This window comes from Neobacillus sp. NRS-1170 (genome assembly GCF_050468025.1).
This window is the reverse complement of the sequence record NZ_JBITPF010000007.1, coordinates 1-18,424: the sequence shown is the minus strand read 5'-3', so window position 1 is coordinate 18,424 and position 18,424 is coordinate 1. Positions and strand designations below refer to the sequence as shown.

At 37.5% G+C, this 18,424-nt stretch carries 18 protein-coding genes; 11 read left to right on the top strand and 7 right to left on the bottom strand.

The features are described from left to right. Nucleotides 1–83: 83 nt before the first annotated feature. Together ACIFOT_RS02080 and ACIFOT_RS02075 are read left to right on the top strand one after the other, a co-directional pair. A complete protein-coding gene (locus ACIFOT_RS02080; protein WP_430061186.1) occupies nucleotides 84–1,223 on the top strand; it encodes a sensor histidine kinase in 1,140 nt (379 codons plus the stop codon). After that, on the top strand, nucleotides 1,220–1,819 hold the full coding sequence (locus ACIFOT_RS02075; RefSeq protein ID WP_430061184.1) for a response regulator: 600 nt from the start codon (nucleotides 1,220–1,222) through the stop codon (nucleotides 1,817–1,819). The genes ACIFOT_RS02080 and ACIFOT_RS02075 overlap by 4 nt, the downstream gene beginning before the upstream one ends. A gap of 60 nt (nucleotides 1,820–1,879) precedes the next feature. Here ACIFOT_RS02075 and ACIFOT_RS02070 read toward each other — a convergent pair whose 3' ends face one another. Further along, complete coding sequence (locus ACIFOT_RS02070) at nucleotides 1,880–2,719, bottom strand: alpha/beta fold hydrolase (protein WP_430061182.1); 840 nt, start codon at nucleotides 2,717–2,719, stop codon at nucleotides 1,880–1,882. Between the two features lie 190 nt (nucleotides 2,720–2,909). On the opposite strand from ACIFOT_RS02070, the gene ACIFOT_RS02065 reads away from it, so the two are divergent. After that, nucleotides 2,910–3,104 (top strand): IDEAL domain-containing protein, encoded by a 195-nt coding sequence (locus tag ACIFOT_RS02065; RefSeq protein WP_430061180.1) that lies wholly within the window; start codon nucleotides 2,910–2,912, stop codon nucleotides 3,102–3,104. Nucleotides 3,105–3,187: 83 nt separating this feature from the next. Here ACIFOT_RS02065 and ACIFOT_RS02060 read toward each other — a convergent pair whose 3' ends face one another. The 5 genes from ACIFOT_RS02060 to ACIFOT_RS02040 all read right to left on the bottom strand — a co-directional run bounded on the left by ACIFOT_RS02060 (nucleotide 3,188) and on the right by ACIFOT_RS02040 (nucleotide 7,815). Then, the gene (locus tag ACIFOT_RS02060; protein ID WP_430061179.1) at nucleotides 3,188–4,072 is read right to left on the bottom strand and encodes a selenium metabolism-associated LysR family transcriptional regulator; all 885 of its coding nucleotides are present in this window, start codon (nucleotides 4,070–4,072) and stop codon (nucleotides 3,188–3,190) included. Nucleotides 4,073–4,223: 151 nt separating this feature from the next. After that, nucleotides 4,224–4,754 carry a hypothetical protein gene (locus ACIFOT_RS02055; protein ID WP_430061177.1) on the bottom strand — a complete coding sequence of 177 codons (531 nt, stop codon included), beginning with the start codon at nucleotides 4,752–4,754 and terminating at the stop codon, nucleotides 4,224–4,226. 105 nt (nucleotides 4,755–4,859) lie between these two features. Then, on the bottom strand, nucleotides 4,860–5,678 hold the full coding sequence (locus tag ACIFOT_RS02050) for a PepSY domain-containing protein (RefSeq protein ID WP_430061175.1): 819 nt from the start codon (nucleotides 5,676–5,678) through the stop codon (nucleotides 4,860–4,862). 77 nt (nucleotides 5,679–5,755) lie between these two features. Further along, a complete protein-coding gene (locus ACIFOT_RS02045) occupies nucleotides 5,756–7,114 on the bottom strand; it encodes an ATP-binding protein (RefSeq protein WP_430061173.1) in 1,359 nt (452 codons plus the stop codon). Beyond that, nucleotides 7,111–7,815, bottom strand: a complete 705-nt coding sequence (locus ACIFOT_RS02040; RefSeq protein WP_430061171.1) for a response regulator transcription factor — start codon at nucleotides 7,813–7,815, stop codon at nucleotides 7,111–7,113. The genes ACIFOT_RS02045 and ACIFOT_RS02040 overlap by 4 nt, the downstream gene beginning before the upstream one ends. Nucleotides 7,816–8,012: 197 nt before the next feature. Between ACIFOT_RS02040 and pabB the strand changes: the two genes are divergently transcribed. Genes pabB through ACIFOT_RS02020 form a run of 4 tightly spaced genes read left to right on the top strand, consistent with a single transcriptional unit; the run spans nucleotide 8,013 to nucleotide 11,638 of the window. Beyond that, on the top strand, nucleotides 8,013–9,404 hold the full coding sequence (pabB, locus tag ACIFOT_RS02035) for an aminodeoxychorismate synthase, component I (RefSeq protein ID WP_430061169.1): 1,392 nt from the start codon (nucleotides 8,013–8,015) through the stop codon (nucleotides 9,402–9,404). A 6-nt stretch (nucleotides 9,405–9,410) separates the two neighbouring features. Next, on the top strand, nucleotides 9,411–9,998 hold the full coding sequence (pabA, locus tag ACIFOT_RS02030) for an aminodeoxychorismate/anthranilate synthase component II (RefSeq protein WP_430061167.1): 588 nt from the start codon (nucleotides 9,411–9,413) through the stop codon (nucleotides 9,996–9,998). A gap of 1 nt (nucleotide 9,999) precedes the next feature. After that, nucleotides 10,000–10,866, top strand: coding sequence for an aminodeoxychorismate lyase (pabC, locus tag ACIFOT_RS02025; protein WP_430061166.1), 867 nt, complete (start codon nucleotides 10,000–10,002; stop codon nucleotides 10,864–10,866). A 1-nt stretch (nucleotide 10,867) separates the two neighbouring features. After that, nucleotides 10,868–11,638 (top strand): nucleotidyltransferase domain-containing protein, encoded by a 771-nt coding sequence (locus ACIFOT_RS02020; protein WP_430061164.1) that lies wholly within the window; start codon nucleotides 10,868–10,870, stop codon nucleotides 11,636–11,638. Nucleotides 11,639–11,699: 61 nt separating this feature from the next. Here the strand turns inward: ACIFOT_RS02020 and ACIFOT_RS02015 are convergent, their stop codons facing one another. Continuing rightward, nucleotides 11,700–12,344 (bottom strand): YczE/YyaS/YitT family protein, encoded by a 645-nt coding sequence (locus ACIFOT_RS02015; protein ID WP_430061212.1) that lies wholly within the window; start codon nucleotides 12,342–12,344, stop codon nucleotides 11,700–11,702. Nucleotides 12,345–12,529: 185 nt separating this feature from the next. Between ACIFOT_RS02015 and ACIFOT_RS02010 the strand changes: the two genes are divergently transcribed. The 4 genes from ACIFOT_RS02010 to ppc all read left to right on the top strand — a co-directional run bounded on the left by ACIFOT_RS02010 (nucleotide 12,530) and on the right by ppc (nucleotide 18,382). Next, nucleotides 12,530–13,708: an LL-diaminopimelate aminotransferase gene (locus ACIFOT_RS02010; protein WP_430061163.1), complete on the top strand. Its 1,179-nt coding sequence runs from the start codon at nucleotides 12,530–12,532 to the stop codon at nucleotides 13,706–13,708. A 73-nt stretch (nucleotides 13,709–13,781) separates the two neighbouring features. After that, entirely contained in the window at nucleotides 13,782–14,231 is a 450-nt protein-coding gene (locus tag ACIFOT_RS02005; RefSeq protein ID WP_430061162.1) for a CoxG family protein, read from the top strand. Between the two features lie 130 nt (nucleotides 14,232–14,361). After that, a complete protein-coding gene (locus tag ACIFOT_RS02000) occupies nucleotides 14,362–15,450 on the top strand; it encodes a cadherin-like beta sandwich domain-containing protein (protein ID WP_430061160.1) in 1,089 nt (362 codons plus the stop codon). A gap of 169 nt (nucleotides 15,451–15,619) precedes the next feature. After that, entirely contained in the window at nucleotides 15,620–18,382 is a 2,763-nt protein-coding gene (gene ppc, locus ACIFOT_RS01995) for a phosphoenolpyruvate carboxylase (protein ID WP_430061158.1), read from the top strand. Nucleotides 18,383–18,424: the final 42 nt, after the last annotated feature.

The window sequence follows — 18,424 nt, the reverse complement described above, 5'->3', positions numbered from 1 at the left end:
AGTTTTTTCGTTTTCTTTCCAAATGAAGGTACTTTGCGTTAAGATAGAGGATAGTTAATTACTTTGAAAAAGAGGTACAGTTCATGATCAAAAAGTATATGACATTCCAAAAAAATAATGGGATTGCTCCATATATTTGGACTGTTCTCTGCATTTTACCGTTTTACTTCATTTTTCAAGCTCCCACCACCCTTGAAATCATTGTAGGAATTTTACTTACGCTGTTATTTTTTATCCTTTATCGAATCGCATTTATTTCGAAAGGATGGCCTGTCTATCTTTGGACATTAATCCTTATTGGTATCTCCATAACAGCGACCAGTCTATTCAGTTATGTTTATTTTGCTTTTTTTCTTGCCTACTTTATTGGTAATATAAAAGACCGAGTAGCTTTTTTAACCTTGTATTTTATTCATCTTCTCAGTACATCGGCATCGATTAATTACAGCATCGTCATGCATGAAAAGCTCTTTTTACAGCAATTGCCCTTTGTCATTATCATTTGGATTAGTGTGATCCTTCTTCCATTCAGTATTTATAACCGGAAGGAAAGAGGGCAGCTTGAAGAAAAATTGGAATATGCCAATAAAAAAATTTCTGAGTTGGTAAAATTGGAGGAACGGCAGCGGATAGCCCGGGATCTTCATGATACATTAGGACAAAAGCTTTCCTTGATTGGATTAAAGACGGATTTGGCAAGAAAATTGATCACGAAAGACCCCGAGCAAGCCAGGAATGAATTGAAGGATGTTCAGCAAACGGCAAGGACGGCTCTAAGTGAAGTAAGAAAAATGGTTTCTTCGATGAGGGGTATACGTATAAAAGATGAAATGTTCCGAGTTAAGGAAATTCTGAAGGCCGCCCAAATTAAATTAGTTTGTGAAGAAGAATTCACTCTGACGAATGTTTCGTTATTGACTGAGAATATATTAAGTATGTGCTTAAAAGAGGCCGTTAATAATGTGGTTAAACATAGCGGGGCCACATCTTGTTATGTTTCAATTGAGCAATCGTGGAAGGAAATTGTATTAACCATTCGTGATGATGGTAAATTTAAAGGTACAGAAGAGTGTTTAGCGGATGGGCATGGACTAATTGGAATGAAAGAACGGCTTGAATTCATTAACGGCAGTCTTGAACTTGTGACTAACAATGGAACAACCTTAATCCTAAAAGTACCGAATGATGTGAAGCCACATTTGGATAAGGAGGAGCGAAAATGATAAAAATCGTTATCGCTGAAGACCAGCAAATGCTTCTAGGGGCCTTTGGATCACTGCTTAATTTGGAAGAAGACATGGAAGTAGTAGGAAAGGCCTCAAATGGGGAAGAAGCTGTTTCACTAGTAAAAAAATTCAAGCCAGATGTCTGTATCATGGATATTGAGATGCCGGGAAAAAGTGGGCTTGAGGCAGCTGAGGAGCTTAAAGGACTTGGCTGCAAGGTAATCATCTTAACTACTTTCGCTCGAACGGGGTATTTTCAACGGGCGTTAAAGGCTGGCGTTAGCGGGTATTTATTAAAGGACAGCCCTAGTGATGAACTAGCGGGCTCGATCCGCAGTGTCATGGCAGGCAGAAGAATTTATGCACCGGAATTAATGGACGATGTATACGGTGAAGAAAATCCTTTAACTGACCGTGAAAAAGAAGTGTTAGAGCTTGTTGCTGATGGCAAAAATACAAAAGAAATTGCAGAGGAACTCAGCATTAAAACGGGAACCGTTCGAAATTATATCTCCATCATCTTAGATAAACTTGAAGTAAAAAACCGTATCGAAGCAATTACCCAATCGAAGGAAAAAGGCTGGTTTAAATAAATCTTATTTACACGAATTAAACATCAGAACCACCAAGCATATAAGGAGCTTGGTGGTTTTTTAGACTGCTTGAAATTTCCCTAGAAAGCTTTGGATAGAGTCAAAAATCTCGTTTGGCCGTTCTTCCGGGATTGCATGGCCAGTTTCTTTTAGTACTATCAGTTCAGAATTGGCTAAATCTTTGTTTAGTTTTTCGCCAACTTTAAGCGGCATGGACTTATCATGGTCACCCCAGAGCAGCAGGCAGGGAGTTTTGATTTCCTTTAGGATTTCCGGTGGAAGGTCCCCTTCACGGTCCCTTATCATTCTTGTCAGAGCAATAAAGATTTCATCCTGTAAAAAGGGCTGTAAGTAACCGTTTATCATTTCTTCATTTATGATTGAGTGATCATAAAGCGCTTCTTGGAGATTCTTTTTCACCCCTGTTCTAGCGAACCAATACTTCACAAATAGGTGAAAGTAAGGAATGTAGCTGGTTAGGACTAGAGGCAGTTTTGATCGTTTGAGATAGGCCGAACTGCACAGCAAAATGGCCTTATCAGCAAGCTCTGGCATCATGTGAAGAATATTCAAGACAATCTGCCCGCCCATTGAATGCCCGATAAAGGTCATCTTTTTTAATCCAAAAGACTCTGTAAGTTTAATGACCGTTTGAGCTAAATTCTTATAAGAATAGACATAACGATTGCATTTTGTGCTTTTCCCAAAAGGGGGAAGATCAACGGATAGCACTTGATACTCATTTTTGAGTAAGGAAATTAAATGGCGAAAAGTAAAGGTGGAAGAAAGAAAACCATGTAGTAAAACGAACGTTTTGTCCGATGATTGATTTGGATAAAATTCATAATAAACATTAATATTATTTACTGGATGAAAACCAGTTAAGACATCCTGCTTCATTCAATTCCTTCCTCCCATTCCATATTTAATAGTTGAAATTAATTTTCCCCAATTTTTTTAACCTTACACCAATAAAAATTTTGGCAATCTTATTTAAGTTTTTCAATTTTTTTGTTTTTTTTGAAATAAAGTGTTTGAATTTTTAGAAAACTTCTAGTATAATAAAAAAAAGCTCAAGGAGTTGATTTCCATGGAAAAGAAATTGCTAAATTCACCACAACATTCTGATGAAAATACAGATTCTGTTGTTGCAGAGATGTTTTTAAACAATGCCATTAAAGAATTTAAGAGGGAAAAGCTCCGCAAGGAAATCGACCAAACATTACAAGACGGGAATAAAGATTTATTCCTAAAGTTAACGAAAGAGCTTAAGAAAATTTCCTAATTCAATGACAAACGTATTTACGACTAAAAAATGAAGCCCTATCCATTACGTGGATATGGGCTTCATTCTGTTTGCAGGTATTATTAAATTAATTTCGCTGCTTCATCAATGAATAATTTTGAAATCATTGATAGGGTTCTATTTTGATTATAGACGAGGTAGAAATACCTTTCTTCCGTGAAATCATCAAGTTCATATATTTTAATGGAATTATGCTTTGCATGTTCCTTGGCTGCGACTTCTGAAATAATAGATATCCCTATGTCCTGCATCACAAATTGGATAATACTCTGGACACTGTCGGTATAAGTTATTATATTCATGTCTTCTTTTTGAATTTTATTCCTCTTTAAAACTCTTTCTATCGTCGCATTAGTCCCTGAAGCAGAATTTCTCATAATAAAGGGATATTTAGTGATGGTCTTTATGGTCATCTTTTCCATCAGCGGCACTTGATTTGAAGTTACAAGGACTAATTTTTCTTTTAATAAGGGAATGAAATGGAGCTTATCATTTTCATATTTTTCACCTAATATCCCAATATCAACAGAACCATTAAGCACCTGTTCAGCAACAAATTTGGAAGAGGATTGGTTAATATGAAATGTTGCATTAGGAAATTGCTCTCTAAATCGCTTGACCATCTTAGGTACAAGATATTGTCCTGGGACAGAACTGGCTGACATTCGAATCATTCCCCGTAACTCTGTCATTCCTCGATTTATGTCCAGCAAGGCTTGCTCCTTTAAGAATAGTATTTTTAGTGCCCACTGGTACAAACGTTCGCCATGGGGAGTAAGGACAATTTCCCTTCCCACGCGGTCAAATAGGTTAACATTCAGCGTTTTTTCTAATGAATGAATATGAGAGCTTACCGTTGATTGGCTTAAAAAAATATCCTCAGCTGCTTTTGAGAAGCTTTTATGCTCCACAACCTTTGTAAAAACATATAACTGATGCAAATCCATGCCTAAACGCCACCTATATAAAAAGTCGATTGGGTTCTATAGAATTAATAGATAAGTTAAATAAATACTATTATAGCATTACCTAAAAATCATAAAGCAAAAAAAGAAGCCCCATCCACATGGATGGGGCTTCTTTTTTTGCTTTATGATATTAGTTATCATCATCGCCGCTGTGTCGATTTTGATGTGCGCCATCCTCTGTTTTCTTATCGTCATCGCCGCTGTGTCTGTTTTGGTGTGTCCCATCGTCAGCTTTTTGGTCATCATCGCCGCTGTGTCTGTTTTGGTGTGTTCCATCGTCAGCTTTTTGGTCATCATCCCCGCTGTGTCTATTTTGATGTACGCCATCAACGGTTTTATTATCGTCATCGCCGCTATGTCTGTTTTGATGTGCTCCATCCATTGTTTTATTGTCATTATTCACGCTATTATTGGCAGACAGTGAACCATTACTATCATCGGACTTTACCTTAATATAAGTCTTTCCATGCTCTGTTTCAATTTCAACCTTTTGCCCATTTACACTTGTTTTGACTTTACTTTTACTGTCATCCTGATGATTCGAGTCATCGGCTCGAGTATCATTTTTTGATGCACTTGCAAATGCCGCACCACCCAAAATTAATAATGCAGATACCGCCCCAACAATAATCTTATTTTTCATTGTAAATTCCTCCTTCAAATTTGTTTCTACATTGATAGAATATCCAGCGAAGATTAGAGGATAGGGAAGAGAAACATTAGAAAATAATGAGAATAGTTGTTATTGTTTCTCTCGTGGGCGTTATCAGTTATCATCATGTTTATTATCGTCTTTTTTATCATCTTTTTTCTTATCGTCTATTTTTTGATCATCATCAGCTTTACTATCGACCTTATTGTTTTCATCCTCTTTTTTGCGGTCATCCCAAGTTACAGATAGGACCTTGCCGGTTATGGCATGTACTTGGACAACAGCCTCTTGACCGTTTTGTGATTTTACTTTAATCAGGTAATAGGTGACATCTCCTTTTGTTTCAAGCCAAATATGGTCCACAATTCCCTTCACCTGAGTAATGGCAATCTGCCCGGCCTCTGATTCAGTTAAACTCTTTGGGGGTTCATTAATATTGATTGCTTCGGTTGAGAGGATTGAGCCTGTTAAGGCATTTACGGTTATCGTTGTCTGTTTGCCTTCTGTAGTGACAACAGCCTTGTAAATAGGACTTCCATTGCTTTCCAACTTTTCTAAAGACGCAATTGTCCCATTTACCTCAGCTAGGATGATGGCTTTTATTTTTTCTTCCGATAAACCTGTTGAAGACGGTTCATCAGGGAGTATTGTTTTATTATCCAATTTCTGTAAAAATAATATTTTACCGTTTGTGGCATCTATCTTTATCAGATAAAGAAATTTTTGTTTTTCTAATTTCATATGATATTGCTTGCCTGCCAGTTTAATTTGTGTGACTGTTCCCTGGTATCGGTTTTCAACGAGTATTTGCGCTTCCTTTTCTGTTAGAAATTCAGCTTTCGCCTTTGAAGGTCCAAGCTTATTCCAGCCTATAAAAATAACTCCTGCCAAAAAAACGCAAAGAATCAGCCATTTCCATCCTTTTTTCTTCATTTTTCCACCTCACCACATATGCATACTCTTATTTTCTTATATGAAAATTAGAAAATGCTGAGAAAATGATTATTTTCTTACTTTTTTAGAAAAAGAGCAGCAGTGGTTCCGACTCCTTCTTTGCTATCAAGCTGAAGCCTTACATCTATGGCGTCTGCGATTTCCTTTGCTAAAGAGAGTCCCAGGCCAGCCCCCCCTTTTTTTCTATTTCTGGCCTTATCGACTCGGTAAAAGCGATCAAAAACCTTTGTCAGTTCTTCAGTACTCATCCCTATACCGCGATCCATTATCCTGATATATACCTCACCATTCATAATTCCTGAAGCAACTTTTATCGTGTCATCACTATATTTTCGAGCATTATCAAGAAAGATAAATAATAGCTGCTTTAATTTTTTTTCATCAGTAAGTACAGTTAATGGTGGCTCGCCATCATTTTCATCGGCATAGTGAATGTCAATGTTGTAAGCATTCCGAAAAGTAATTATTGATTGTTTTAAAAAATTTATTAGATTTATTTCTGCCTTATGAATGTTCCATTGTTCATGATGCTTTGCAAGTAATAATAGCTGTTCGGTCATGTCTTTCATCCGAATAGCTTCTGAATGAATAGCTTCAATTGATTCGTTAAAAATTTTGGGATCAGCCAAACCCCTTCTTTTTAATAGGCTGGAATAGCTCTCAATGATTGTTAAAGGGGTTTTAAATTCATGGGAAGCATTTGAGACAAACATCTTTTGTTTTTCATAATTAGTTTCAAGCAAATCAATCATATGGTTGAAGGTCTTCCCCATTTGATAGAGCTCATCCTTTGATTTTTCCTCGATTATTAGGCGCTTAAAGCGGCCGCTCTGCCTAATTTCGGTCATTGTTTTGATCATCGAGGTCACCGGCATGGTGATCAGCTTGCTTAAAATCCTGCTGGAGACAACCACTGGAACCAATGCAAGAAATGTAACCAAGATGAGAACAAGGCGAAGAATGTTTAAATTATTTGTGGTTGTTTTTATGCTTTTTATAATTTGAAGGTTCCCTTCATTACCGTTAGACATTATGATGGGCATCGATTCAAATATATAGGATTGATTTTGATATTCAATGAATTGACTGATTTCCGTATCGGAAAATTTCGTATTTTTATCTTTAAGTTTATTTTCAGTTGAACTTGTCACTGAAATGATTCGTTGGTTATCTTTTGGAACAAATCTGATCATTCCGTCGATAGGAACATAAGAGCGGAGCAAATCCAAATCCGGAACAGAACCGAATGACTTCCCAATGTCATCTGCTGTTTTATCTAATTCCCTATTTGCAGTTTCTATTTCACTGTCAAGAAGTAATTTGCTAAAAGAAATATACACCGAAAAATTCATGATAATTAAAAGGAAGGCAAACAAGACAGCCGTTGACAAATTGATTTTACTGCTTAGCTTCATTTGGCTTCCTTTAATACATAACCGACTCCACGGACAGTGTGAATTAAGGCTGCCATATTTGGAAGGTCTATTTTCTTCCTTACGTACCGAATATACACATCAACAACATTTGTATCTCCCATAAAGTCATAACCCCATACAGCTTCTAAAATTTGGTCCCTGCTTAATACCTGACGTTTATTTATTAGTAAATAAACGAGCAAATCAAACTCTCTAGGAGTTAAATCGACGGTTTCTTGTCCGCGTAGTACTTCACGCGTTTTTTGACTAACTTTTAAATCAGCTAAAGTCAAGACATCGGTTTCTAATGAATTTTGTTCAACTTCTTTTACTATTTTGATTCTTAGGGCAGCACGAATTCGCGCAAGAACTTCTTCAATTTGAAAGGGCTTAGTTATGTAGTCATTTGCCCCGTAATCAAGACCTGAGACTTTATCCTCTACAGATCCTTTTGCCGTTAATAATAAAACAGGAGTTTGTTTATCATTTAATCGAATCCGGCGGAGCAGTTCAATTCCACTTAAGCCGGGTAGCATGACATCTAATAAAACTAAATCCCATTTACCAGTCCGATAAGCTTCAAATGCCTCCAAACCATCCATCACCTTCGTAACGCTATATCCTTCATACTCAAGTTCAAGCTCAAGCAGCCTGGCAATTTTTTCTTCATCCTCAATAACCAATATTGATTCTTTGCTCATCAAAAGCCCCCCTAAATCCTAAAATTCGAATAATTCTAACGATTCATTTTATTAACTTTTTTTCCACAGAAGCACTAATTTATCCTTCTTATTTCAGACAATAAAAAAACATTCACAAAATAATTCTTAAGTGAATGTTTAAGTTTATATTTTGTTAAAGTATGATGAATAAAGAGAATTTGATAGGAGTGAATGATTTGCCGCAACTTCATGTATATAGTAAAAAAATCCCTTATTCATATGAAAGGTTTTTCCACCAATTTCGTACATTCGCTCAAAACAGTAAGTATCACGTTTTATTAGAAAGCGGACGTGGAGGGCGTTATAGCATTGCAGCCTTTGATCCTGAAACAATTATGAAAGGGAAAAATAATCAGTTGGAAATAATAAATGAGAACGGTACAGAATCAATTACAGGAAATCCCCTTTATTTATTAAAGGACTGGATGGATAAGTATCACGTCGATAAAATAGATGGTCTCCCAAGTTTTTTAGGCGGAGCGATTGGATACATAAGCTATGATTACGCTCGTTATATTGAAAAGCTTCCAGAATTAGCGAAGGATGATTTAGATACACCTGATATTTGCTTTTTTATCGTTAAAGAATGGTTTGTATTTGATCACGAAAATGATGCTTTATGGTTAATGTTTTTGGCTGAGAATGATCGGACTATCGATGAGAAGCTTTCTGTTTGGGAAAGCCGCTGGCTTCAGGAAACATCTGCGCCCCCACGATCAAGGGACAGGGAGATTGACAACAATCACTTAGAGGTTTCAATGACGGAGAAAGAATTTAAAGAAGCAGTCAAACAGATTCAGCAATATATCGCACAAGGGGATGTGTTCCAAGTCAATCTCGCAGTGCGCCAATCCAAACCGCTGCAAGTAGAAGCGATTGATGTTTACCAACAATTAAGGTCTTTAAACCCATCTCCATATATGGGGTATTTTCATACGCCAGACTTTCAGCTCGTAAGTGGTTCGCCGGAGCTTTTAGTGAAAAAGAGTGGAGCTGAAGTTAGCACACGGCCGATTGCTGGAACCCGTTCTAGAGGGAAGGACCATGAAGAGGATATCCATCTTGCCAATGAATTAATCGAGAATGACAAGGAACGAGCAGAACATGTGATGCTTGTCGACCTTGAGCGGAATGACCTTGGGAGAGTATGCAAATACGGAACTGTGGAAGTAGATGAATTTATGGTGATCGAAAAATACTCTCATGTGATGCACATCGTGTCAAATGTAAGGGGGGAATTAGCGGATGATAAAACAAGTTTTGATATCATTGACGCTGTATTCCCCGGAGGAACGATAACGGGTGCACCTAAAGTAAGGACCATGGAAATAATAGAAGAGCTTGAGCCTGTTCGAAGGGGAATTTATACAGGCTCTCTTGGCTGGATAGATTTTAGCGGGGATTTAGAATTAAACATTATTATTCGAACGATGCTTGTAAAGGATGGTATGACACATGTTCAAGCTGGCGCGGGAATCGTGATTGATTCCAATCCTAAGCATGAATATAAAGAATCGCTGAAGAAGGCAGCCGCGTTATGGAAAGCAAAAGAAATGGCAGAAGGGTGAGCAGCAATGATTTTTATGATAGATAATTATGATTCTTTTACCTTTAATTTAGTTCAATACCTAGGAGAGCTAGGAGAAGAGTTAGTCGTGAAACGAAACGATCAAACCACGATTAAAGAAATAGCTTCTTTAAAGCCAGGATTTTTAATGGTATCACCTGGGCCGTGCAGTCCTAATGAAGCTGGGATTAGTTTGGAGGCAATTCACGCTTTTGCAGGACGTACTCCTATTTTCGGTGTTTGTCTTGGGCATCAAGCCATTGCTCAGGCCTTTAACGGGGAAGTTGTTCAAGCAGAACGGCTCATGCATGGTAAAACATCCGAAATGTATCATGACGGAAAAACCATTTTTCAAGGGCTGCCCAATCCATTCCAGGCTACGAGATATCACTCCTTAATCGTCAAAAGAGAAACATTGCCTGATTGCTTTGAGATTTCAGCATGGACAGAGGAAGGCGAAATTATGGCGATTCGACATAAAGAGCTTCCGATAGAAGGGGTACAGTTCCACCCGGAATCAATCATGACTACATGCGGCAAAGAGTTATTGCGCAATTTCGTCCAACATTATCGAAATGTTCAATTGGTAAATTAATATGTTAATTTATTTAAACGGTCAAATGGTGGAAAAAGAAGCTGCATTGATTTCACCCTTCGATCATGGTTTCTTATATGGGCTGGGCCTCTTTGAAACGTTTCGTGTTTATGATGGGCATCCATTTCTCTTAGACGATCATTTAGAGCGGCTTAATTATGGATTAAGTGTTCTTAACATTAAATATCGCTTTTATCGAGAGGAAACAAATAATATTCTGCAGGCCTTACTAGAAAAAAATAATTTTACAAATGCATATATCCGCTTAAATGTTTCAGCAGGTTCCGGGGATATTGGGCTGCAGACAGAACCCTTTATGGAGCCAAACCTTATTATATTTCCAAAAGAGCTGCCACCCGCAGGCGAATTATTCGAAAAAAGGGCCAGCCTTCTAAAGCTGAAACGTAACACCCCAGAGGGGGAAGGTCGTCTTAAATCCCATCATTTTATGAATAATTTGCTGGCAAAAAGAGAGATTGGGCCTTCTCCTGAGCAAGAAGGAATCTTTTTAACCGCGGATGGCTATTTAGCTGAGGGAATTGTCTCCAATATTTTTTGGATTAAAGACAAGGAACTCCATACCCCAGCCTTATGCACTGGTATTTTAAATGGCATAACACGTCAATTTGTAATGGAGCTAGCAGGGAAGATGGGCCTAAGTGTAAAAGAGGGCCTTTATACTCTAGAACAAGCACTTGATGCCGACGAGATGTTTGTAACCAATTCCATTCAAGAGATAGTCCCTATTTTCTCTTTTGAAGGCCACAAATTACCTGGGAAGAAGGGGCATTGGGTTCAACGATTCCATCAGGACTATCGCGATTTTTGTCAACGTCTATGGACAAGGAATGGTTTAAGGAGAGATTAAGTTGAGAGAGAAGGTTCTTGAAGAAATTAATAGAATCGAAAATCAGTATGATGTGAAAATTTGTTATGCGGTTGAATCAGGGAGTAGGGCATGGGGGTTTCCTTCCAAGGACAGTGATTACGATGTCAGGTTTATATATGTCCATAAAAAAGAATGGTATTTGTCGATTGACCAAAAACGAGATGTGATTGAGCTTCCAATCAATGAACTACTTGATATTAATGGATGGGAAATTCGAAAGGCTTTAAGACTATTTAAAAAGTCTAACCCGCCGCTTATGGAATGGCTCCATTCTGGAATTGTTTATTATCAAGCTTTTTCATTAGTGAAAAAAATGAGGGATATTCAAAACAAAGTATTTTTACCGCAATCGGCTCTTCATCATTATTTAAATATGGCAAAGGGAAATTACCGAGATTATCTTCAAGGTGAACATGTAAAGATCAAGAAATACTTTTATGTATTAAGGCCGATTTTAGCATGTAAATGGATTGAAAAGTATAATACAGTGCCACCAAATGAATTTCAGGAATTGGTTAAAGACCTTCTTAAAGAAGGACAGTTGAAAGACGAAATCAATACATTATTAGTGCGGAAAATAAAGGGTGACGAGCTAAATCTTGAACCAAAAGTTACGGCTATTAATGAATTTATCGAAAAAGAAATCAATCGCATAGAGGTTTATACGAAAACATTATCCGTATCGAAAGAAGACATCACACCAATGCTCGATGAATTATTTAGAGAAATTCTCGAAGAGGTTTGGTCATAATCCTTTAAGCATTAACCAAAAGCCCTCACATAAAATGGTGAGGGCTTGAATTGGGTTTGTGTTATATGACAATCCCTTTTTGAGTGGGATTTCTCTTTTTTTGGATAGATGCTACTAATCCTTTAAAAATCTTTAATGAACGTTGAAAAACAGGACTTTGGATAAAGGTATAAATAAAAGTGGCGATAAATATAGGACCTCCCAAAAGGAATCCGATAACTAAAACAAGGCTTTCAACGATGATTCGTGCTTGACTAACCGACAACTTTGATTTATCAGAAATGGAGAGCATAAAGCCGTCCCGCGGCCCGGCACCAATCCCAGCCGCTACATACATTCCGCCGCCAATTCCGGTAATGACAACTCCGGATAGAAGGATTAAATAATCAACCCAAGTATTTGTTGCTTTTGGCAGTATATCCAGCCAAAGGAAAAAGTCCATAATCGGACCAATGCATAAGGCATTTAAAATTGTCCCTATACTAATATATCTTCGATCAACAAACAAAGAAACGAGGATCAGCAAGAGTCCGCAAATTACTCCCCAAGTGCCAATCGTTAATCCAAAATGCTGATAAAGTGCTACATTAAGTACTTCCCATGGGTGCAGTCCCACATATTTTACTTTAACGGCTATTGCATTTCCTAAGGCAAAAAAAGTTAATCCTAGGAAAAATAAAACAAATTGAAAGAATTTCAACTCCAGCAACCCCCAATGACCTCAGTGACTTTTCCGAATATTCAAACCTATCCTAATATCTTAAAATATGAGTCGATAATAATCAATGGTTAATTTGTAGGTGAATTGTTATAATCTGAAATATGTTAAAATAAATAAAATTATTATTCTACGAAAAATTCAAATAGAAAATGAATTGTGGGGAATGTGCTATGAATATTGTTGCATCGGAAAAGCTTCAAAAAATGTCATCAAGTATTTTTCAAGAAATTGCGGAACGAAAACAGGAAGCGATTAAGAATGGGAAGGATGTCATTGATCTAAGTGTTGGCAGTCCAGATTTTGCACCGCCAGAGTTTGTAATGGAAACGTTGGTTGAATTCACCAAAGACCCTAGAACCTACGGATATACTTTAAAGGGCATTCCAGAATTTCACGAAGCAGTCACGTATTTTTACAAAGAGCGCTATTCAGTTCACCTTGATGCTGCCAGTGAAGTCCTGCAATTAATGGGGTCTCAGGATGGGCTGGCCCATTTAGCCTCAGCAATCATAAACCCTGGTGATTACGTACTAGTACCAGACCCAGGCTATCCAATCTATGAAGCAAGTGTCAACATCGCTGGAGGGGTTATTTATCCCATGCCATTATTGGCTGAGAATCGCTTTTTACCCAAACTTGAAGATATTCCTTTAGAAGTATTGAAGAAAACAAAAATGATGATTATTAGTTATCCCGGGAATCCGGTAACTGCTCTTGCTGATAAAAGCTTCTTTGAAGAGATAATTCGCTTTGCTAAGCTTCATAATATCTTAATTGTACATGACTTTGCTTACTCAGAATTGATTTTTGATGAAAACCCACAAATTAGTTTTATGGCAGTACCAGGGGCAAAAGAGGTCGGTATTGAATTTAACTCACTATCTAAAACTTTTAACATGGCTGGCTGTCGAATTGGTTATGTGGTTGGAAATAAACAAGTAATTAATATTTTGGCTTCTTTTAAATCACATATCGATTATGGGATTTTTTATCCGATTCAAAAAGCTGCGGTCAAGGCCTTAACTTCTGATTTTTCATTTCTTAAAGATCAAGCAAGACAGTATGAAATCCGTCGTGATGCTTTGGTAGAGGGGCTTGAAAAAAGCGGCTGGCAGGTGGCGAAGTCTCCAGCAACGATGTTTGTGTGGGCAAAAATACCAGCAGGATGGAAGTCAAGGGAATTTGCTTTTGAATTAATTGACCAAGCAGGTGTGGCGGTCATTCCTGGTGATGCCTTTGGTACACAAGGGGAAGGCTATGTCAGAATTGCCATGGTTCAGCCGCATGACCGGCTATATGAAGCGGCTGAAAGAATCAGCCAGTTTCTTTTGACATACTCAGTAAAATAAAACATATATATTTAAAAAAAAGACCTTCAACCACTTGAAGGTCTTTTACTTTGAAAACGAAAGAGGGATACAAATGCCAAGCGAACTCCAACATTTAGAACTAGATATCCCCATCGAAGTCATCTGGGATTTCATAAGAGATTCGAATAATTGGGCCCCACTTGTACCAGGTTATATCTTGCATGAAAATATCAATGAGCGACTTATCAGCTGGGAGTTTAAGAGCGACCTCGGTATAGTGAAAAAAAAGGTTACTCTGTTAATTGATATAAAAGAGTGGAATGAACCAAAAAAAGTAAGCTTTGAATTAAGGCGTAAGAACGAAAAGTGCATTGGAGAAGGGTATTTTGAAGCAAATGCATTAAATAAGAATAAGACTCGCATAACAGGCTTTCTTGACATAAATGCCACTGGTCCTATGGGTTCATTAGCAAATTCTCTTTTTAAAAAAGCAATTCAAATTTCAGATGAAGAGGCAACTGCAGCCATCTCTTCAAAATTAGAGGAATTCAAACAGAGATAACCAAAATGCCGCAAACTGGCTTAAACAGTTTGCGGCATTTTTTTTCAAAAATTAAGATAAACTTAAGCATCAAGTGTTACAGTTAGTCCAAATTCCATTTCCAATAGGAAAGCAGATAGGAGGATTAACAATGCTTAAAATGATACAAAAAAAAGGTATTTACGCAATGCTTGTGGTCTCATTGGTTAGTTTGGGGACGGTTTCTTATATACCAACCGCATCAGCCGAAAGTATTGCACAAGTCGAAGCAAATTCACTTTCCAAATTAGAGATAAAAGGGATAACCCTGGACAAAGATTTTTCTGCAGAAATCTTTGAATATACTGCTGCTGTTGCAAATGATGTTAAAACAATTACACTCCATGCCGAAAGTGATGATCCAGCCTCGAGCATATCCATCAATGGCAAATCATTGGCAGATGGAAATGAAGCCCCTTTTACGCTTCAAACGGGTGAAAATACGTTCACAATTACGGTTAATGATGGAGTCCACACAACGAAAACCTATACGCTAACGGTCACAAGAGAACAAAATAATAATAACCTACTGAAAGATATTAAACTATCAACAGGAAAATTGTCACCAGTTTTTTCTTCCATGATAACCGATTATGACATCGATGTAACAAACGCTGTTTTATCGATTACTGTCACAGCTTCTGCGATCGAAAGTACATCTGTTATTAGCGTGAATGGAGCTGCAATGAATGAAACGGGGATTAAAATAGAACTTCCTGTTGGGAAGACGGATATTCCCATTGTTGTAACTGCGGAAAACGGTGAGCAAAGAACCTATACCATTCATGTAACGAAAGCCTCAGCGACGAATTCACAAATGAACGGTTCACAAATGAGCCCTTCAGCACAAAATAACAGAAGCAGTTCTATTCAACCTTCCTTGCAACAGGTAAGCAACAGTTCTGGAACTGTTCAAAAAACAACAAAGGCCAAGCTGTCAGCCTTATCTGTTTCCACAGGTACTTGGGACAGTACTTTCTCGTCCGATGAATTTACCTACCATATTGCGGTTGCAAGTGATGTAAAAACAATAACGATTAACTCAACAGCTGCTTACAGTAGTTCTTCCATTAAAATTGAAGGGGGTACAAACAAAACAATCCAGCTAGAGGATGATAATAAAACAATTATTTCCGTGGTTGTATCCTATGACGATGATGATCGGAAAACGTATGTCCTTGTATTTGATAAAGAAAAATAAGCTAACGCGCATGAAAAAAAAACCTGTATTTTACGGGTTTTTTTATATTAAAAATTTTTTCTCTATTTTTTGAAAAAAAAGAAAACATTTTTTGAACAATCCTATTAAAGATATGTTATATTAATAAATAAAAATTTTACCGAATCACAGAAAGGGAAGGTGAAAAGGTGTGGCAACCGAATTGAAACTAAATGACAGCAGTCTTCCATTACGTCGCGATGTTAAATTATTAGGGAAAATACTAGGTGAAATTCTTATTAACCATGGTGGAACCGAGTTATTTGACAAAGTCGAAAAAATACGGCTGATGTGCAAAAATCTTCGTACGGACTATAGCCAAGAAGAATATGCGGCCTTAAAACTAGAAATAGCTTCTCTCAGCACTCCAATGCGGAAACAAATCATCCGTGCATTTTCAATGTATTTCCATTTAATCAATGCGGCGGAACAGAATCACCGAATTCGGAGAAGAAGACAATACCAACTTCAAGACGATAATAGTGTCCAACCTGATTCAATTGAAAGTGCAATTTTAAGACTTAAAGAAAAGGATATTGAAGAAGAGACCATTCAAAATGTTTTGGATACATTGTCCCTGGAACTTGTTATCACTGCCCATCCGACCGAGGCAACAAAGCGGTCGATTCTTGAGATTCAACAAAGAATCGCGGAAATATTAAAAAATCTTGATCATCCTTTGCTAACAAAAAAAGAAAGAAATAAGCTCGAGGAGAGTTTATTTAATGAAGTGACCATCCTTTGGCAGACAGATGAATTACGGCATTATAAACCAACGGTTATGGATGAAGTTCGAAATGGTTTGTATTATTTTGACCAAACGCTTTTTGATGTGCTCCCTGAAATTCATCGTGAATTGGAAGCAAGCTTGGAAACAAATTTTCCACAAACCGAATGGCAGGTTCCAAATTTCCTTCGCTTCGGTTCATGGATTGGCGGCGACCGTGATGGAAACCCAAATGTAACTCATGATATAACATGGGAAACATTACTAAGGCAAAGAAGGCTAGTTCTAAAAAAATATAAAGCTGTTTTAGTGGATTTAATGAAGCGATATAGCCATTCTACTACAAGGGTTGAAGTAAGCCGCGAACTCCTAAATTATCTCGGGGAAAAAGAGGACTTTTATTTAACCGATGATAAAAAATGGCCAGTAAAAACGGAAGCATATCGTCGTGCTTTTGCGATCATAATTGAACGGGTAAAGCAAGTTGGTAAATCAGTTATCGGCTATAAAACTGCTGATGAATTATTAAAAGATTTATACTTGATTCAAAATAGTCTCAAACAACATCATCCAGCTGCCCATGAATTAAAAACAATTCAGAAACTGATTCGTCAAGTACAGATGTTTGGATTCCATTTAGCTACACTTGATATCCGAAATCACAGTGGAGAACATGAAGCAGCGATTACAGAAATATTGAAAAAGGTCCGGATTAGTGAAAATTACGCTGAACTAGCAGAAGAAGAAAAGTTGAAAATTCTTCAAAGTATTCTAATCGATCCGCGGCCACTTCTTTTATTAAATGAGGATTATTCTAAAGAAACGCAAGAAATGATTAAAGTATTCCAAATGATTAAGAATGCACATGAAGAATTCGGTAAACGGGCTATTTCTGTCTACCTGGTCAGTATGACAAAATCACCTAGCGATTTATTAGAGGTTCTGGTATTGGCAAAAGAAGCAGGCATCTATAGGCTTCATTCAGATGGGACGTTGGAAAGTCATTTAAATGTTGCTCCACTTTTAGAAACCATTGATGATTTAACCTCAGGACCTAAGATAATGGAGACACTCTTTGAAATGCCTGTTTACCGTAATCATTTGCAAATCCTTGGGAATCAGCAGGAAATTATGCTGGGCTACTCAGATGGAAGCAAAGATGGTGGTACCTTAACCGCGAATTGGAAGCTATATAAAGCGCAAATCGAAATTCATGAAATGGCAAAAAGGTATCAAATTGGTCTTAAATTTTTCCATGGCCGAGGAGGGTCTTTAGGCCGTGGGGGCGGTCCTTTAAATAAAAGCATTTTATCGCAGCCAGCCGAAACCATTGGAGATGGGGTTAAAATTACGGAGCAAGGAGAAGTGTTATCTGCCCGTTATTTACTTGAGGATATCGCTTACCGCAGTCTAGAGCAGGCAACCTCAACTTTACTGCAGGCAGCAACACACGTTTCGAATGAAGCGGAACAAGGGCAACTTAGGGAACTAATATGGGAAGAAGCAATAGAAGAAATTTCAAGCTCTGCTTTGGGCAAATACCAATCACTCGTTTTTGGCGACCCTGACTTCCTGACTTACTTTAACGAAGCTACTCCATTAAGAGAGCTAGGTGATTTGAATATTGGCTCTAGACCAATGAGTCGAAAAAATCGCGGACGATTTGAAGATTTGCGGGCGATACCATGGGTTTTTGCCTGGACACAAAGCCGCCAGCTCCTGCCAGCATGGTATGCTGCAGGAACAGGTTTAGAAAGCTTTGCTTCAAGAAGTGAGCAAAATATGCAGCTACTAAAGCAAATGTATTTAAAATGGCCATTCTTTCAATCTACCGTGGATAATCTGCAAATGGCATTAATGAAAGCAGATATAACGACAGCCAAGGAGTATATAACACTTGTTGAAGATAAAGAGATTGCTGATAGGATTTTCACTAATATATTAGAAGAATATGTAAAAACTAAAGAAATTTTATTGAAAATTACGGGCGATAAAGAATTGCTGGACCACACACCAAACATTAAGGATTCAGTTTTTAGAAGAAACCCATATGTTGATCCATTGAATTTTTTACAGGTGGAGTTAATCAAGGAATTACGTAAACAGGAAGAGCCGAATGATGAACTTTTAACTGAAGTATTACTAACCATAAGTGGAATATCTGCCGGATTGCGTAATACTGGCTGATAAAGTAAAACACAAACTCATTTTTGAACTGCACCCCGTCAA